We start from the raw sequence: 15,255 nt of genomic DNA, 5'->3' as shown, positions 1-15,255 counted from the left end.
GTTGTGGAGGTGGGAGGACCGTGGCATGCTCGCAGACTAGTTTGCAACGCAAAGCACTCTGACGAGGAGGCACGATGAACGACGCCGAGAAGGACCACCGGACAGCCCGGCCCGGGCACGAGGTGCTGCCGCCCGCGACCGCCGACGAGCGGCTCGACCCCGCCGAGAGCCTGCGCCTCATCGAGGCGCAGACGGCGAAGGTCCGCGCGACCGACCCTGACGGCCGCATCTTCTTCGCGATGTGGGGGTGCGCGTGGCTCGTCGGGTATCTCGCGCTGTACCTCACGGCCGAGGGGTCCCTGCCGGGAGGGCGGCCCATCGACGGTGGCGCCACGACCCCCGCCCCGTGGGCGTTCGCCGTGTTCGGCGGCGCCCTCACCGTCGCCGTCATCGCCACGATCGTCTACAGCATGCGGGCCACCGCGGGCATCCAGGGCGTCTCCGCCAGGCTCGGCGCGATGTACGGGTGGAGCTGGTTCATCGGCTTCCTGGGCGGTGGCCTCATCATCGGCGGGCTCGAGTCCGCCGGGGCGAGCGACGAGGTCGTCGCCCTCGCGTCCAACGCCGTCGCCTGCCTCATCGTCGGCATCCTCTACATGGCGGGCGGGACGTTCTGGCAGGAGCCGCGCCAGTACGCGCTCGGCATCTGGATCATCCTCGTCGCGGCCGTCTCGCTCTACGCGGGCCTGCCCTACACCTACCTCGTCATGGCGCTCCTGGGCGGCGGCGGGTTCCTCGTCGGTGCCGTCGTCGAGCACGTCCACGGCCGGCGTGCCGCGAGGCAGGCATGACGGAGACCGAGCTCGACCCCGTCATCCACGCCCAGGCGCGGTTGCGCGTCGTCGCGACCCTCGCGGCTCTGGCTCCCGGCGACCGCATCGCCTTCCCGCGCCTCCAGGAGCTCCTCGACATGACCGCGGGAAACTTCTCGACGCACCTGCGCAAGCTCGAGGACGCTGGGTACGTCGCCGTCACCAAGACGCACGAGGGCCGCAAGCCCGCGACGTACATCGAGCTCACGGCCCGTGGGCGGCGGGCGTTCGAGGACTACACCGAGTCGCTGAGAGAACTCCTCAAGGGGGCAGCAGGATGAGCATCGTGTCCGTGGCGGGCGTCACCCGCCGCTTCTCCGACGTCGTCGCGCTCGACGACGTCTCGCTCGAGGTGGGCGCGGGTGAGCTCGTCGGGCTCCTCGGACCCAACGGTGCCGGGAAGTCGACCCTCCTGTCCCTCGTGTGCGGGCAGCGCAAGCCCGACTCCGGGACGGTGCGCCTCGCAGGCAGGGACCCGCGCGACGCCGCGGCCAGGACCGTCCTCGGCCTCACGCCCCAGGAGACCGGCCTGCCCTCCACCCTCAAGGTGCGGGAGGTCGTCGACTTCATCGGCGGGCACTACCCCGACCCCGTCCCGACGGGCGAGCTCCTCGAGCAGTTCGGCCTCGGCGACCTCGCCGGCCGGCAGACCGGCGGGATGTCCGGCGGGCAGAAACGACGCCTCGCCGTCGCGCTCGCCCTCGTCGGCCGCCCCAGCGTCGTGCTCCTCGACGAGCCCACGACCGGCCTCGACGTCTCGGCGCGCCAGGCACTCTGGGACGCCATCCGCGAGTACCACGCGCAGGGCGGCACCGTGCTGCTCACGAGCCACTACCTCGAGGAGGTGCAGGCGCTCGCGCAGCGCGTCGTCGTCATCGACCGCGGGGTCGTCAAGGCCGACGACTCGATGGAGCACATCCTCGAGCAGGTCGCGCTGCGGCGCGTCGTCCTGCACACCAGCGCCGTGCTGGACGCCGGACCGCTCGCCGGGTCGGACGGGCCGACGACGCTGCCCGGCGTCGTGCAGACCACTCGCGAGGGCGACCGGTACGAGCTGCTCACCGCCGACGCGGACGGGCTCGTCCGGCAGCTCGTGCTGTCCGGGATCGACTTCCACGGCCTCGAGGTGCGCGGCGCCACCCTCGAGGAGGCGTTCGGCCAGATGGTCGACGCCGAGGCCACGGGCCCGGCCCCGCGGTTCGCGCCCAGGACCAGCACGGACGGAGCAGGACGATGACCACGACGTCACCCGGCGCGAGCGCCGGCACAGGACGCGCGACCCCGCGCGCGCAGTCCCTCACCCGGCTCACCTGGCTGCACCTGAAGTACCAGTTCCTCGAGACCGTCCGCGTCCCCATCGCCGTCATCGGCAACCTCGTGTTCCCGGCGCTCGCGATGTTCTTCTTCGTCGTCCCGCAGGAGGCCGTCGCGGGCGACCCGGTCATGGCGACCATGGCGGTGGCGTCCCTCGGGCTGTTCGCCGTGTGCTCCGCGAGCCTCTTCACGCACGGCGCCGGGATCTCCGAGGACCGGGCGCTGCCGTTCGACCCCTACGTGCGGACCCTGCCCGCCGGACCGGCACCGCGGATGGCGGCGCGCGTGCTCAACGGGGCGATCTTCTCCCTGCTGGCCCTCGTGCCGCTCGTCCTCATCGCGTGGCTGTTCACCGACGCAGCGGTCACCACCGGCCAGCTCCTCGGCGGTGCCGCCGTCATCCTCGCCGTGTCCGTGCCGTTCGTGCTCCTCGGCATCGGGATCGGCTACTCCCTCACGGCGAAGGCGGCGCTCGCGGTGGTGCAGGTGGTGCTCTTCCCCCTCGCGTTCGCGGGCGGGCTGTTCATGCCGCCGATGTTCTTCCCCGACTGGCTCGCGACGCTCTCCCAGGCCACCCCGACGCGCGCGGGCCGGGACATCCTCGTCGGCGTGCTCACGGGCGAGGAGATCTACCCGCTCGCGGTCCCGGTGCTGCTCGGCTGGACGGTGCTGTTCGCGGCGCTCACCGTCTGGGCGTACCGGCGCGACGAGGGACGCCGGTTCCGCTGACGCGCGCGAGGCCTCCTGCTACGCCTCGGCCAGCGCGCGGCCGATGCCCGCGAGGAGCGCGTCGACGCTCACCTCACGCTGCTCGGCGTCACTGTGCAGGACGATGCTCGCCGCGCGGAGGAAGTATGCGAGCGCGTCCAGGGACCGTGTCGCCTTCGTCGCGATCTGGTGGACGATGCCCAGAGGAATCGTGACGGCCGCGCTCGCGAGGGTCGCGTCGAGGTCGTGGGCGAGCGCGAGAGCGCCCGGCAGGAGCTGGAACTCGATGTCCGCCATGCGTGCGCTCGCGCGGATGGCGGCCTCGACGGACCCGTCGTAGGCGCCGTTGCGTGCCGCGTCGGCCGCGATGATGTGCCACAGCCGCCGGCCGGCGACAAGCGTGCTCACCCGGTCGGAGAGGCCGAGCTCGACGAACTCCTCCGAGAACTCGTGACTGGACTCGGGCAGCAGGACGTACGCGGTGAGCATGCCGAACGCCCGACGCATGTGGTCGGGTGTCACGGAGAGGTCGTGCGGGTCGTCCATGGTGGGAGTCTTTCAGACCGTTCGCGGCGCGTACATGATGGGTGCGACGCCGACGGGGCACACGAGCGCCTCGGCGACGTCCAGGGCGGTGACCCCGGCCCCGATCCACCCCCAGCGTGCGGAGGGCAGGGCGCCGCCGCGGTCTGAGCCGCGACGACGCCCTGCCTTTTCGACGCCCTGCCTTTCCGACGCCCTGCGTTCCGCCGTCCTGCGTCAGCGCACCTGGACGCGGACCATGCTCCACGACGCCGGGGGCAGCTCCACCGAGAGGGTGCCGTCAGCGACCGCGGCCGACGGGTGAGCCTTCGGCACCACGCGGTCCGGGGCGTCCTGCGTGTTGGCGGCCATGAGGTCGTCGTCGGCGATGACGAGGGCCTCGGCGAGCTCGACGTCGCCGAACCCGGCGAGGCTCGCCGTGATGCTCACGGGCGACTCGTGGTCACGGTTGACGACGAAGAGGGAGATCTGCCCGGTCTCGGCGTCGTAGGTCGCGACGGAGTCGAGGGCGCTGACCTCGCCGTACGTCTTGGTGGTGATGGTCGGTGCCTGGAGGCGCAGGTCGAGGACCTCGCCCTTGGCGTGCTGGGACATGAGGGAGAACGGGTGGAAGATCGACTGGCGCCAGGCCGGGCCGTCCGGCTCGGTGCGGATCGAGGAGATCGTGTTGACGAGCTGGGCCTGGGACGCCGCGGTGACGCGGTCCGAGTGGCGCAGCAGGGTGATGAGCAGGGAGCCGACGACGACGGCGTCGAGCACGGTGTAGGCGTCCTCGCTCGTGCGGGGGAGCACCTGCCAGTCGCTCGGTGCGCTGTCGGTGGGCGCCTCGCCCATGTACCAGACGTTCCACTCGTCGAACGAGATGTTGATCTTCTTGTCCGACTTCAGGCGCGCCCCGACGTGGTCGGCGGTGACGGCGACCTGCTCGATGAAGCGGTCCATGTCGACGGCCGACGCGAGGAAGCTCGCGTGGTCCCCGTCGCGCAGCTGGTAGTAGGCGTGCGCGGAGATGTAGTCGACGAGCTCGTAGGTGTGCTCGAGGACGGTGGCCTCCCACTCGCCGAAGGTCGCCATGCCGCGACCGGAGCTGCCGCACGCGACGAGCTCGAGGGTGTTGTCGAACTGGCGCATCGCGCGGGCGGTCTCGGCGGCGAGGCGGCCGTACTCGTCGGCCGTCTTGTGGCCGAGCTGCCACGGGCCGTCCATCTCGTTGCCGAGGCACCACACGCGGATGTTGTGGGGCTCGACCGCGCCGTGGCTGATGCGGAGGTCGGAGAGGGCGGTGCCGCTCGGGTGGTTGGAGTACTCGAGGAGCTCGAGCGCCTCGGCGATGCCGCGGGTGCCGAGGTTCATGGCCATCATCGGCTCGATGCCGGCCTTGGCGGTCCACCGCATGAACTCGTTGAGACCGAACGCGTTGGTCTCGATGGTCCGCCAGGCGTAGTCGAGGCGGGTGGGTCGCTCCGAGAACGGTCCGACGCCGTCCTCCCACTTGTACCCGGACACGAAGTTGCCGCCGGGGTAGCGCACGGTGGTCACACCGAGCTCGCGGACGAGGTCGAGGACGTCGCCGCGGAAGCCGTCCTCGTCGGCGGTCTCGTGGCCGGGCTCGTAGATGCCCGTGTAGACGCAGCGGCCCATGTGCTCGACGAACGACCCGAAGAGTCGGCGGTTGACGGGGGCGACGACGAAGTTCGGGTCGATCGATACGCGTGCGTTCTGCATGGTCATGTCTCCACGGGGGGTGAGGTGTGCGGGATTCAGGTCAGGTGAGGCGCGGTGTGTTCCGGGTCGAGCGCGAACCAGCGCACGCCGTGCGCGGGGACGTCGACGTCGAGGTGGCCGGATCCGTCGAGCGGATCGGCGGGCGTGCCCGGCTGCCACAGGTCCGTCGTGAGCCACGTGCCCGGCGCGGCGTCGTGCCCGACGACGGAGGTGAGCCGCACGCGGGTGGCTCGGGGCTCGTCGCCCGTCCAGAAGATCGCGACGTAGCGTCGCTGTCCGGACCTGGCCGTCCAGACGATGAGCTCCCCGCCCTCGACCGGCTCCCGGACGATCTCGCGGCCGTCGGTGCTCGTGTCGAGGACCTCCCGCAGGGCCGGGGTGGCCAGCAGCTGGAGGGTCTCCTCGCTGCTCGTGGGGAGGTCGCCGCCCATCATGAGCGGGGACCGCGCCATGCTCCACAGGGTGAGGAGCGTCTGCTGCTCGGCGTGGGTGAGCCGGCTCGCGCGCGGCTCGCCGCGCTCGGCCCGCAGGCCGATGCGGCCGAGCGGGAGCATGTCGGCGTCGGCCCAGCCCCCGCTGCGCTGGAAGGGCGCCCAGCGGGCGAGGCGGGCGAACTGCGCGTGCACGTCTTCCCACCGGTCCCACAGGTCGTCGGAGATGCGCCACATCTGGGCGTGCTCGCGCAGGTGCGGCTCGTGGTGGGTGGACAGGTGCGTGCCGGGGGACAGCGACAGGGTGATGTCGCGCCCGCTGCGGGCGATCGCGAGGGCGTACGCAGCGATGTCGCGGTCGTAGTAGGGCGCCTGCATGTCGTCGGCCTTGATGAAGTCGACGCCCCAGGCGGCGAGCTGCGCGACCTGGGAGTCGTAGTACGCCTGCGCGCCTGGGTGGTCGTGGTCGAGCCCGAGGTTGTCGGGGTTCCACGCACAGACGTGCTCGTGGTCGGCGACCTGGCTCGCGGTCCACTGCGTGCCGAGGATCGGCAGGTCCTGCTCGACGGCGATCCGTGGGATGCCACGCATGACGTGCACGCCGAACTTCAGGCCCATCGCGTGCACGGCCTCGGCGAGGGCGGTGAACCCGGTGCCGTCGGCGGACGAGGGGAAGCGGTTGGGCGCGGGGAGCTGGCGGCCGTATGCGTCGAGCACGAGGGGTGCGCCGGTGTTGTACCCGTGGGAGCGCGCAGTGGGGTCGTACCAGGCGATGTCGACGACGACGGTGTCCCAGCCGTGAGCGAGGAGGCGGTCGCGCATGACCTCGGCGTTGGCGAGCACCTCCGCCTCGGTGACGGTGGTGCCGTAGCAGTCCCAGCTGTTCCAGCCCATCGGCGGGGTCTCGGCGCGGCTGGCAGGGAGAGCGGGTGCGAGGGACAGGGTCGGGGCTGCCGTGGTCGTCGACGTCGCGTGGCTGGCGTGCACGGCGGCTCCTCAGGTCTTCGTCGACACGGGGTGCGGCATCGTTGCCGCGGTAGTACATCGTCGTAGAACAACGATGTAGAAGAACATACAGTCGCACGGGGAGGTGGTCAACGACCACCCGCGGACTGGTCAGCGGTCGAGGATCACCCGTCGACCGGGGCGGACGACTCCCGGACGTGGAGCGTGTACGGCGCGACGACGAGCTGCGGCTCGGCGTCGCTCGCCCGCTGACCGTGCTCGACGAGCAGCCGGACCGCCGCGTCGGCGATCTCCTGCCGGCCCGGCGCCACGGACGTGAGGGTCGGGGTGGAGTACGCAGACTCCTCGACGTCGTCGAACCCGACGACCGCGACCTGCTCCGGCACCGAGATCCGCCGGGTGTGCAGGGCGTGGAGCGCGCCGTGGGCCAGCGCGTCGTTGAAGGTGAAGACCGCGTCGAACGTCGTCCCCGAGTCGAGCAGCCGGTGCAGACCCTGCTCGCCCGTCGACCGGTGCCACGGCGAGGCCGCGACGACGAGCTCGGGGTCGAACGCGACGCCCGCGGCGTCGAGCGCCTTCCGGTAGCCACGCAACCGGAGCGTCCCGGAGCCCATCTCCTCGCCCGGGCGCGCGCCGACCACGGCGATCCGCCGCCGACCCGTCTCGAGCAGGTGGGTCGTGGCCGCCGCCGCTCCGTCGACGTTGTCCATCGTCACGTGGTCGGCGCCCGTCCCGAACACGGACTCACCGAGCAGGACGAGCGGGAAGTCGACGTCGAACAGTGCACGGTCCTGCGCGCCGAGACCGAGCGGGGAGAGGATGACGCCGTCGACGACGTGGCGCAGGGCGCCCCGCAGGACCTCCACCTCACGCTCGCGCCGCGCGTTCGTCTGCTCCACGAGCACCCGCAGGCCGGAGCGCTCCGCCGCGACGATGACGGAGTCGGCGAGCTCCGCGAAGTACGGCAGGCGCAGCTCCGGCAGGACGAGGGCGATGAGCCCTGTGCGCCCCTGGCGCAGGTTCCGGGCCGCGACGTTCACCTGGTAGCCGAGCTCCGCGATGGCGGCCTCCACCCGGGCGCGCGTGTCGGGACGCAGGTACGCGTACCCGTTGAGGACGTTCGAGACCGTCTTGGTCGAGACCCCCGCGCGGAGGGCCACGTCGCGCATCGTCACGTTGCCGGGGCGCCGGGGGAGCATCAGCGGTTCCCCGTCCTTTCTCACTGTCTCCTTCACCGAACCCGACGAGACCGTCGGGCGGCGCGGCGGCTGCGGCTCGACCGACGGGTTCGCTTCCATCCATATTTTGCTCTACGGGCGAACCCTCTGGCTCGGCCGAACCGCGCTTTTCTGAAACCGCCCTCGGAGGTCACGATCCATTCGGTCCCATCCAGCCTGAAGTCAAGACGCAGGCCAGCGCCTCCGACCCAGGCGTACTCGTCCTCATCGTATTTCGAAGTTGCGCCGGGAGGGATCACCCGAGCGAATATGGGATGGCCTTTGGTGGCGTTCATCATTTCTTGCCCCTCCGGAATCAGCGGAGACCCTACGGCGTCGAAGACGATAGCGGTCGAACCGTTCTGAATCTCAGTGACGTGGCGGCTGAAGACGCAGACCTCCCGCCCGTCCTCCCTCGTCATCACCATGCCCGATTGTCTGCTCAGAATTTCGCCGTCATCTCCGTAGTGCCACCGAGTGCCGTCTCTGTCGACGCGCGTTTCCGCAATGGGATCCGACATTCCAGTCATCTCGTTTGTTGCGAGAATTCTTACTAGCGAAGCATTGTTCTTCTTTGCCCGAGCGGCATCGATCCTCCATGCCCACACTGCTACGACGACAGCAGCAGAAGTGGCTAGAGCGGCGATTGCCGTCCAGCCGAATGCCCACGGATCACTCGCCACAGCGGCATCTCTTGTTTCGATGGATGTGGATGCCCGGCAATGCGCCGTGCGCCGCGACTGGGGGAGTGGATGACATGAATGCATCCTGTCACAGCAGTTCCGAAGCGAGTATGCGCCTGCCGAAGCCGGTCCTTCTGAGGGTGGTGATTTGGAAGCCACGACTGGAGCGACGGTGAAACAGCGCGTGTCCAGCGATTCAAGCCCTGTCGTTATAGCGTGGACGGGTGCCGAAGTCGTTCGGCATGACGGGGGCGGAATCGACTTCGTTACAGTCCGGCGACGCAGGAGACCTTCGTGATCGAGTTCCGGGCGGCCGGCAAGACGTACCCCGACGGGACGGTTGCGGTCGGCGACTTCAGCTACCGCATCGACTCCCACCGCACCGTCGCGCTCGTCGGGTCCTCGGGCTCCGGCAAGACGACGCTCCTGCGGATGATCAACCGGATGGTCGACCCGACCGCGGGTGCCGTCCTCATCGACGACCGCGACGTGCGGGAGCTCGACAAGGTCGCCCTGCGCCGGTCCATCGGCTACGTCCTGCAGGCCGGTGGCCTGCTCCCGCACCGCACCGTCCTCGACAACGTCGCGACCGTCCCCGTCCTCAACGGCACGCCACGACGCCAGGCCCGTTCCGCCGCGATGGGGCTCCTCGACCGGGTCGGTCTCGACCGTTCGCTCGGCGACCGCTACCCGGCACAGCTCTCGGGCGGCCAGCAGCAGCGCGTCGGCGTCGCGCGGGCGCTGGCGACCGACCCGGACATCCTGCTCATGGACGAGCCGTTCGGCGCCGTGGACCCCATCGTGCGGCGCGAGCTGCAGGACGAGATGGCCCGCTTGCAGGCAGAGCTCGGCAAGACGATCGTGCTCGTCACCCACGACATCGAGGAGGCGTTCCGGCTCGGTGACGAGGTCGTCGTCCTGCGCACCGGCGGCGTCGTCGCGCAGGCGGGCACCCCGGCGGAGATCCTCGCGGACCCCGCGGACGGCTTCGTCCGGGACTTCGTCGGCGCGGACCGCGCGGAACGCGAGCTGTCGACCACGCAGATCGACGGCCGCAGCGTCGTCGTCGACGCCACGGGCCGGCCGCTGGGGGTGCTGCGGCCATGACGTGGCTGTCCTACAGCTGGGGCCTCATCGCCGAGCTCACGTGGGCGCACCTCGTCCTCACCGTCCCCGCGATCGTCCTGAGCATCCTCGTCGCCGTGCCGATCGGCCGGTTGGCCTTCCTGCGGCCCCGGGCCGGCAGCGTCCTGCTCAGCGCCGCGAGCCTGCTCTACGCGGTCCCCGCACTGCCGCTGCTCATCATCGTCCCCGTGATCTTCGGGCTGCCGCTGCGCTCGGAGGCGACGATGATCGTCGCCCTGACCCTCTACGGCGTCGCGCTCCTCGTGCGGACCGCGGCGGACGCGTTCGGCGCCGTCGACCCGCAGGTGCGCCAGGCGGCCGTGGCGCTCGGTCACTCGCGCCGGGCGCTGTTCTGGCGCGTCGACCTGCCGCTCGCGACGCCGGTGCTGCTCTCCGGCGTGCGCGTCGTCACCGTGAGCACGGTCGCCCTCGCGACCATCGGCGCGCTCGTCGGGATCTCGAGCCTCGGCACGCTGTTCACCGACGGGTTCCAGCGCGGGATCGGCGCGGAGGTGACCACGGGGATCGTCGTGACCGTCGCGCTCGCGCTCGTCCTCGACGGCCTCTGCGTGCTCGCCGGCCGGGCGCTCACGCCGTGGACGCGCGCGACGAGCGGGCGCTCGTCGCGCCGGGCGCGGCGGAGCAGGGCGGCGGTCGCATGAGCCTGCTCGCCGAGGCCCTGGCCTGGCTCGCCGACCCCGCGCACCGCACAGGTCCGGGCGGCATCCTCACGCGGCTCGGGGAGCACCTGGCCATCACCGGCGCGGTGGTGCTCGTCGCGGCGGTCGTCGCGATCCCCGCCGGGGTGCTCGTCGGCCACACCGGGCGGGGGCGGGGGTTCGTCGTGGCGACCGCGGGTGCGGCGCGCGCCGTGCCGACCCTCGGCCTGCTCACCCTCCTCGGGCTGAGCCTCGGCATCGGGCTGGAGGCGCCCCTCATCGCCCTCGTCGTCCTCGCCGTCCCGTCGCTGCTCGCCGGGGCCTACGCCGGGATCGAGTCCGTCGACCCCGTGACCGTGGACTCCGCGCGGGCCGTGGGGATGAGCGAGATGCAGATCGTGCGACAGGTCGAGCTGCCGCTCGCGGCCCCCGTCGTCGTCGGTGGCATCCGCGCCGCGACGCTCCAGGTCGTGTCCACCGCGACCCTCGCCGCGTACGTCGCCGACGCCGGCCTCGGCCGGTACCTCTTCGCGGGCCTCAAGGCGCGCGACTACCCGCAGATGCTCGCCGGGGCGCTCCTCGTGGCAGCCCTCGCCCTGCTGCTCGACGTCGTCCTCGCGGCCCTGCAGCGGTGGGCCGCCCGGGCCGCCGCGCCCGTCGGGGCGGCGCGCCCCACCCCACCGGACCCCACCGCCCTCGCCACGACCACGACCGCACCCGTCACGACCGCACCCGTCACGACCGCACCCGACCCGAGCCGCGCCCCACAGGTGCCGCACCACCCCGAAGGACGGACCCCATGAAGCGTTCCCGCACCGCACTGACCGGCGTCACGCTCGCTGCCATGATCGCGCTCGCCGGCTGCTCGTCGAGCGACCCGCTCTCCGAGGAGAGCCCGGCCGCCGGGGCCTCCGACGGTGACTCGCCGATCGTCGTCGGCTCCCAGGACTACTACTCGAGCGAGATCATCGCCGAGATCTACGCCCAGGCCCTCGAGAACGGCGGGTACGAGGTCGAGCGGGACTTCCGCATCGGCCAGCGCGAGGCGTACCTGCCCGAGATCGAGTCGGGCGCCATCGACCTGTTCCCGGAGTACACGGGCCCGCTGCTGCAGTACTGGGTCCCCGACACCGAGGCGCGCCTGCCCGACGAGGTGCTGCCCGCTCTCGAGGACGCCGTGCCCGAGGGGCTGCGGGTGCTCGAGCCGTCGCCCGCGTCCGACCAGGACGCGTTCGTCGTCACGCAGGAGTTCGCCGACGAGTGGGACCTGGAGACGATCGCGGACCTCGCGAACGTCACGACGCCGCTGACGCTCGGTGCGAACTCCGAGGCGGAGACGCGGCCGAACGGGCCGAAGGGCCTCCAGGACGAGTACGGCATCGAGGTCGGGTTCTCCCCGATCGAGGACGGCGGTGGCCCGCTCACGGTCAAGGCGCTCGAGGACGGCGACATCCAGCTCGCGATCATCTACACCGCTGACCCGTCGCTGGTGCGCAGCGGGCTCGTCGCCCTCGAGGACACCGCCGGGCTGTTCCTCGCGTCGAACGTCGTCCCGGTGGCGAGCGACGACGTCGACGAGGAGGCCGCAGCGATCATCGACGAGGTGAGCGCCGCGATGACCCCCGAGGGGCTCGTGGAGCTCAACACCCGCAGCGTCGACGAGCAGCTGCCGGCGGCGACGATCGCGACCGACTGGCTCACCGAGAACGGCCTGGTCTAGTCCTCGTGCCGGGGCGGCGCCACGACGGCGCCGCCGCCGGCTGGGTCCGTCCGGGGGCGGTCGCGCAGCACGACGAGCCCGCGCACGGCGCCGTTCCATCCGGCGAGGACCGCCGTCGCGCCCGTGGCCCCGGCCGCCTCGAACGCCGCTGCCAGCCTGTCGTCGGGGCGGACGCGCTCCTGGGCGAACCAGCCGGGTGAGCCGACGAGCACGCGGGTGGCGAGAGCGAGGCCGGAGTGGGCGACCCGCACGACCCCGGACGCCCCGTCGGGTGTGCTCGTGACGCCGAGCACCTGGTCGGCGCCGATCGGGACGCCGTCGGCCCCCGTCTCGCGCCCGGACGCGGGGGAGTCAGCGGTCGCCGCGGCGGCGATCGCCCGGCCGGCCGGGTGCTCCCACAGGCGCGCGACCGCGCCCGCGAGCCGCAGGGTGTCCGGGTCCCCGTGGACCGAGTCGACGATCATCGCGCAGTCCGTCAGGACCGGACGAGCCGGCGGATCGCGTCCGTGGCTTCCTTGATCTTCGCGGCGGCGGCCTCGTCGTCACCCTGCCGGGCGGCGTCGAGCACGCAGTGCTTGAGGTGGTCGTCGAGCAGCCCGACGGCCACCACCTGCAGGGCGCTGGTGAGTGCGCTGATCTGCGTGAGGATGTCGATGCAGTACTGCTCCTCGTCGATCATCTTCGAGATCCCGCGCGCCTGACCCTCGATGCGGCGCATCCGCTTGAGGTACGCGTCCTTCTCGCTGATGTACCCGTGGTGGTGCGCGTCGCTGCTCGCGTGCGCCACGTCCGTGTGCTCGATATCCGTCTGCTCGATGCCCGCGTGCTCGATCTCCGTGTGCTCCATGGCAGGTCCTCCGGTCATCGGTCCGTGGTGGTCTGGAAGGCGCGCAACCGCAGGCTGTTGCCGACGACGAAGACGCTGGAGAACGCCATCGCCGCACCGGCGAGCATGGGGTTGAGCATCCCGAGCGCGGCCACCGGGATGGCGGCGACGTTGTACGCGAAAGCCCAGAAGAGGTTGGCCTTGATGGTGCCGAGCGTCCTGCGGGACAGGCGGATCGCGTCGACCGCGGAGCGGAGGTCGCCCCGGACGAGGGTGATGTCGGACGCTTCGATCGCGACGTCGGTCCCGGTCCCCATGGCCAGCCCGAGGTCGGCCTGTGCGAGCGCCGGTGCGTCGTTCACGCCGTCGCCGACCATCGCGACGGTCCGCCCCTGCGCCTGGAGGCGCGTGACGACGTCGACCTTGTCCTGGGGCAGCACCTCGGCGACGACCTCGTCGATGCCGACCTCGGTGGCGATCTGCCGGGCGACCGCCTCGTTGTCGCCGGTGAGCAGGATCGGCGTGAGCCCGAGGGCCTTGAGCCCGGCCACGGCCTCGGCGCTCGTCGGCTTGACGGTGTCGGCGACGACGAGGATGCCGCGCACCTGTCCGTCCCACGCGACGGCGACGACCGTCCTGCCCTCGCTCTCCGCGCGGGCCTTCGCCGACGCGACGGGTGCGCTGAGGGTGAGCGACCACTCGGCGAGCAGGGCCTCGCGCCCGACGAGCACGGCGTGCCCGTCGACGACGCCCTGGACGCCCTTGCCCTCGATGTTCGTGAATCCCTCCGGGGCGAGGAGTGCGCCGGTCTCCCGGGTGGCGGCCGTGGCGATGGCCTGCGCGATGGGGTGCTCGGACGCGTCCTCGAGCGATCCGGCGAGGCGCAGCAGCTCGGTGCGGTCGACGCCTGGCTCGGTGACGACGTCGACGAGGGCCATCTTCCCGGTGGTCACCGTGCCGGTCTTGTCGAGGACGATCGTGTCGACGGTGCGCGTCGACTCGAGGACCTCGGGCCCCTTGATGAGGATGCCCATCTGGGCGCCCCGGCCGGTGCCGACGAGCAGGGCCGTCGGGGTGGCGAGGCCGAGCGCGCAGGGGCAGGCGATGACGAGGACCGCGACGGCCGCCGTGAACGCGGCGGTCACCGGGAAGCCTGCGCCCAGCCAGGCGCCGAGGGTGGCGACCGCGATCGCGATGACGACGGGGACGAACACGCCGGAGATGCGGTCCGCGAGCCGCTGCACCTCGGCCTTGCCGGTCTGCGCGTCCTCGACGAGCCGAGCCATCTGCGCGAGCTGCGTGTCGGAGCCGACCCGGGTGGCGCGCACGACGATCCGGCCGCCGACGTTGACGGTCGCGCCGGTGACGGCGTCGCCCTCGGACACGTCGACGGGGACCGACTCCCCGGTGAGCATCGAGGCGTCGACGGCCGACGAGCCGGAGACGACGACGCCGTCCGTGGCGATCTTCTCGCCCGGGCGCAGGACGAACTCGTCGCCCACCGCGAGGTCCTCGACGGGGATCTTCGTCTCGACGCCACCGCGCAGCACGGAGACGTCCTTGGCGCCCATCTCGAGGAGGGCGCGCAGGGCGGAGCCGGCCCGCCGCTTGGCCCGCTTCTCGAAGTAGCGTCCCGCGAGGATGAACATCGTCACCCCGGCGCCGACCTCGAGGTAGATGTTGGCTGCGCCGTCCGTCGGGGCGATGGTCAGCTCGAACGGGTGGGTCATGCCCGGGGTGCCGGCGGTGCCGAAGAAGAGGGCGTAGAGCGACCAGAGGAACGCGGCCGAGGTGCCGAGGGAGATGAGGGTGTCCATCGTGGCCGCGCCGTGCGTGAGGTTCGTCCACGCCGCCTTGTGGAAGGGCCAGGCCGCCCAGACGATGACGGGTGCGGCGAGCGCGAGGGACGCCCACTGCCAGTACGTGAACTGCAGCGCCGGGATCATCGACATGGCGATGACGGGGATCGAGAGCACGGTCGCACCGATGAGGCGCTGGCGCAGCGAGGTGAGCTCGCGGTCGGACGAGTCCTCGTCGGAGATGGCCTCCGCGGCGTCGCGGCGCACCTTCGGCGTGGGGAGCACGGCCGTGTACCCGGTCTTCTCGACCTCGGCGACGAGCAGTGCGGGGTCGTAGTCGTCCGGGACGGTGACGCGGGCCTTCTCCGTCGCGTAGTTCACCGTCGCGGTGACGCCGTCGAGCTTGTTGAGCTTCTTCTCGATCCGGTTGGCGCAGGAGGCGCAGGTCATCCCGCCGACCTCGAGCTCGATGCTCCTCAGGCCGGGCGGTGTGGCTGTGGTGCTCATTCGTCGCCCGTCTCGTGCTCGGACGGCGTGTCGCTCTCGTGCGTCCACTCCGTGACGACGCTGTCGGGGACGAGCGCGTCGGCGGCCCCGTAGGCGGCACCGAACGTCACGAGCAGGGCGGCGCCGTACGCCGCGAGTCGCGTGCCGGTCGTCATCACGGCTGGATCTCCGGGTTCATGGTGCTGTCTCCTCCTGCTCGGATACCCCCATGGGGTACTGC

16 protein-coding genes are annotated in these 15,255 nt (G+C 71.7%); 8 read left to right on the top strand and 8 right to left on the bottom strand.

The genetic code is table 11. From position 1 onward, the window contains the following. Window positions 1-74: 74 nt before the first annotated feature. Genes AC54T1_RS02370 through AC54T1_RS02355 form a run of 4 tightly spaced genes read left to right on the top strand, consistent with a single transcriptional unit; the run spans window position 75 to window position 2,855 of the window. Window positions 75-791 (top strand): hypothetical protein, encoded by a 717-nt coding sequence (locus AC54T1_RS02370; protein WP_484343734.1) that lies wholly within the window; start codon window positions 75-77, stop codon window positions 789-791. Then, window positions 788-1,093 (top strand): transcriptional regulator, encoded by a 306-nt coding sequence (locus AC54T1_RS02365; protein WP_484343733.1) that lies wholly within the window; start codon window positions 788-790, stop codon window positions 1,091-1,093. The genes AC54T1_RS02370 and AC54T1_RS02365 overlap by 4 nt, the downstream gene beginning before the upstream one ends. Further along, window positions 1,090-2,049 (top strand): ABC transporter ATP-binding protein, encoded by a 960-nt coding sequence (locus AC54T1_RS02360; RefSeq protein ID WP_484343732.1) that lies wholly within the window; start codon window positions 1,090-1,092, stop codon window positions 2,047-2,049. Before AC54T1_RS02365 ends, AC54T1_RS02360 begins: the two co-directional genes overlap by 4 nt. Then, a complete protein-coding gene (locus tag AC54T1_RS02355; protein WP_484343731.1) occupies window positions 2,046-2,855 on the top strand; it encodes an ABC transporter permease in 810 nt (269 codons plus the stop codon). The genes AC54T1_RS02360 and AC54T1_RS02355 overlap by 4 nt, the downstream gene beginning before the upstream one ends. 18 nt (window positions 2,856-2,873) lie before the next feature. Here the strand turns inward: AC54T1_RS02355 and AC54T1_RS02350 are convergent, their stop codons facing one another. The 4 genes from AC54T1_RS02350 to AC54T1_RS02335 all read right to left on the bottom strand — a co-directional run bounded on the left by AC54T1_RS02350 (window position 2,874) and on the right by AC54T1_RS02335 (window position 7,698). Beyond that, entirely contained in the window at window positions 2,874-3,380 is a 507-nt protein-coding gene (locus AC54T1_RS02350; protein ID WP_484343730.1) for a hypothetical protein, read from the bottom strand. A 213-nt stretch (window positions 3,381-3,593) separates the two neighbouring features. Further along, window positions 3,594-5,102 (bottom strand): arabinosylfuranosidase ArfA, encoded by a 1,509-nt coding sequence (gene arfA / locus AC54T1_RS02345; RefSeq protein WP_484344239.1) that lies wholly within the window; start codon window positions 5,100-5,102, stop codon window positions 3,594-3,596. 35 nt (window positions 5,103-5,137) lie between these two features. Next, on the bottom strand, window positions 5,138-6,427 hold the full coding sequence (locus AC54T1_RS02340; protein ID WP_496911255.1) for a glycoside hydrolase family 27 protein: 1,290 nt from the start codon (window positions 6,425-6,427) through the stop codon (window positions 5,138-5,140). Between the two features lie 236 nt (window positions 6,428-6,663). Beyond that, window positions 6,664-7,698 (bottom strand): LacI family DNA-binding transcriptional regulator, encoded by a 1,035-nt coding sequence (locus AC54T1_RS02335; RefSeq protein ID WP_496910899.1) that lies wholly within the window; start codon window positions 7,696-7,698, stop codon window positions 6,664-6,666. 995 nt (window positions 7,699-8,693) lie between these two features. On the opposite strand from AC54T1_RS02335, the gene AC54T1_RS02330 reads away from it, so the two are divergent. The 4 genes from AC54T1_RS02330 to AC54T1_RS02315 are packed head-to-tail and all read left to right on the top strand — an operon-like array spanning window position 8,694 to window position 11,903. Further along, the gene (locus AC54T1_RS02330; protein WP_496910898.1) at window positions 8,694-9,506 is read left to right on the top strand and encodes an ABC transporter ATP-binding protein; all 813 of its coding nucleotides are present in this window, start codon (window positions 8,694-8,696) and stop codon (window positions 9,504-9,506) included. Beyond that, window positions 9,503-10,186, top strand: a complete 684-nt coding sequence (locus tag AC54T1_RS02325) for an ABC transporter permease (RefSeq protein WP_496910897.1) — start codon at window positions 9,503-9,505, stop codon at window positions 10,184-10,186. Before AC54T1_RS02330 ends, AC54T1_RS02325 begins: the two co-directional genes overlap by 4 nt. Next, window positions 10,120-10,986 (top strand): ABC transporter permease, encoded by an 867-nt coding sequence (locus AC54T1_RS02320; RefSeq protein ID WP_496910896.1) that lies wholly within the window; start codon window positions 10,120-10,122, stop codon window positions 10,984-10,986. The genes AC54T1_RS02325 and AC54T1_RS02320 overlap by 67 nt, the downstream gene beginning before the upstream one ends. After that, on the top strand, window positions 10,983-11,903 hold the full coding sequence (locus AC54T1_RS02315) for an ABC transporter substrate-binding protein (RefSeq protein ID WP_496910895.1): 921 nt from the start codon (window positions 10,983-10,985) through the stop codon (window positions 11,901-11,903). Before AC54T1_RS02320 ends, AC54T1_RS02315 begins: the two co-directional genes overlap by 4 nt. Here AC54T1_RS02315 and AC54T1_RS02310 read toward each other — a convergent pair. The 4 genes from AC54T1_RS02310 to AC54T1_RS02295 are packed head-to-tail and all read right to left on the bottom strand — an operon-like array spanning window position 11,900 to window position 15,190. Next, entirely contained in the window at window positions 11,900-12,367 is a 468-nt protein-coding gene (locus tag AC54T1_RS02310; protein WP_496910894.1) for a hypothetical protein, read from the bottom strand. The genes AC54T1_RS02315 and AC54T1_RS02310 overlap by 4 nt on opposite strands. An 11-nt stretch (window positions 12,368-12,378) precedes the next feature. Further along, window positions 12,379-12,750: a metal-sensitive transcriptional regulator gene (locus AC54T1_RS02305; RefSeq protein WP_496910893.1), complete on the bottom strand. Its 372-nt coding sequence runs from the start codon at window positions 12,748-12,750 to the stop codon at window positions 12,379-12,381. A gap of 14 nt (window positions 12,751-12,764) precedes the next feature. Then, the gene (locus AC54T1_RS02300) at window positions 12,765-15,035 is read right to left on the bottom strand and encodes a heavy metal translocating P-type ATPase (RefSeq protein WP_496910892.1); all 2,271 of its coding nucleotides are present in this window, start codon (window positions 15,033-15,035) and stop codon (window positions 12,765-12,767) included. Further along, the gene (locus AC54T1_RS02295; protein WP_496910891.1) at window positions 15,032-15,190 is read right to left on the bottom strand and encodes a hypothetical protein; all 159 of its coding nucleotides are present in this window, start codon (window positions 15,188-15,190) and stop codon (window positions 15,032-15,034) included. The genes AC54T1_RS02300 and AC54T1_RS02295 overlap by 4 nt, the downstream gene beginning before the upstream one ends. Window positions 15,191-15,255 lie beyond the last annotated feature (65 nt).

The organism is Sanguibacter sp. Z41_6 (assembly GCF_059621145.1).
The sequence above is the reverse complement of the archived record's forward strand: the minus strand, read 5'-3'. Positions and strand labels throughout refer to the sequence as shown.

What these genes read in the sequence shown, in the direction of transcription:
- AC54T1_RS02370 (WP_484343734.1), top strand. Translation starts at nt 75, where the DNA reads ATGAACGACGCCGAGAAGGACCACCGGACAGCCCGGCCCGGGCACGAG.
- AC54T1_RS02365 (WP_484343733.1), top strand. Translation starts at nt 788, where the DNA reads ATGACGGAGACCGAGCTCGACCCCGTCATCCACGCCCAGGCGCGGTTG.
- AC54T1_RS02360 (WP_484343732.1), top strand. Translation starts at nt 1,090, where the DNA reads ATGAGCATCGTGTCCGTGGCGGGCGTCACCCGCCGCTTCTCCGACGTC.
- AC54T1_RS02355 (WP_484343731.1), top strand. Translation starts at nt 2,046, where the DNA reads ATGACCACGACGTCACCCGGCGCGAGCGCCGGCACAGGACGCGCGACC.
- AC54T1_RS02350 (WP_484343730.1), bottom strand. Translation starts at nt 3,380, where the DNA reads ATGGACGACCCGCACGACCTCTCCGTGACACCCGACCACATGCGTCGG.
- arfA (WP_484344239.1), bottom strand. Translation starts at nt 5,102, where the DNA reads ATGCAGAACGCACGCGTATCGATCGACCCGAACTTCGTCGTCGCCCCC.
- AC54T1_RS02340 (WP_496911255.1), bottom strand. Translation starts at nt 6,427, where the DNA reads ATGGGCTGGAACAGCTGGGACTGCTACGGCACCACCGTCACCGAGGCG.
- AC54T1_RS02335 (WP_496910899.1), bottom strand. Translation starts at nt 7,698, where the DNA reads ATGCTCCCCCGGCGCCCCGGCAACGTGACGATGCGCGACGTGGCCCTC.
- AC54T1_RS02325 (WP_496910897.1), top strand. Translation starts at nt 9,503, where the DNA reads ATGACGTGGCTGTCCTACAGCTGGGGCCTCATCGCCGAGCTCACGTGG.
- AC54T1_RS02315 (WP_496910895.1), top strand. Translation starts at nt 10,983, where the DNA reads ATGAAGCGTTCCCGCACCGCACTGACCGGCGTCACGCTCGCTGCCATG.
- AC54T1_RS02310 (WP_496910894.1), bottom strand. Translation starts at nt 12,367, where the DNA reads ATGATCGTCGACTCGGTCCACGGGGACCCGGACACCCTGCGGCTCGCG.
- AC54T1_RS02305 (WP_496910893.1), bottom strand. Translation starts at nt 12,750, where the DNA reads ATGGAGCACACGGAGATCGAGCACGCGGGCATCGAGCAGACGGATATC.
- AC54T1_RS02300 (WP_496910892.1), bottom strand. Translation starts at nt 15,035, where the DNA reads ATGAGCACCACAGCCACACCGCCCGGCCTGAGGAGCATCGAGCTCGAG.
- AC54T1_RS02295 (WP_496910891.1), bottom strand. Translation starts at nt 15,190, where the DNA reads ATGACGACCGGCACGCGACTCGCGGCGTACGGCGCCGCCCTGCTCGTG.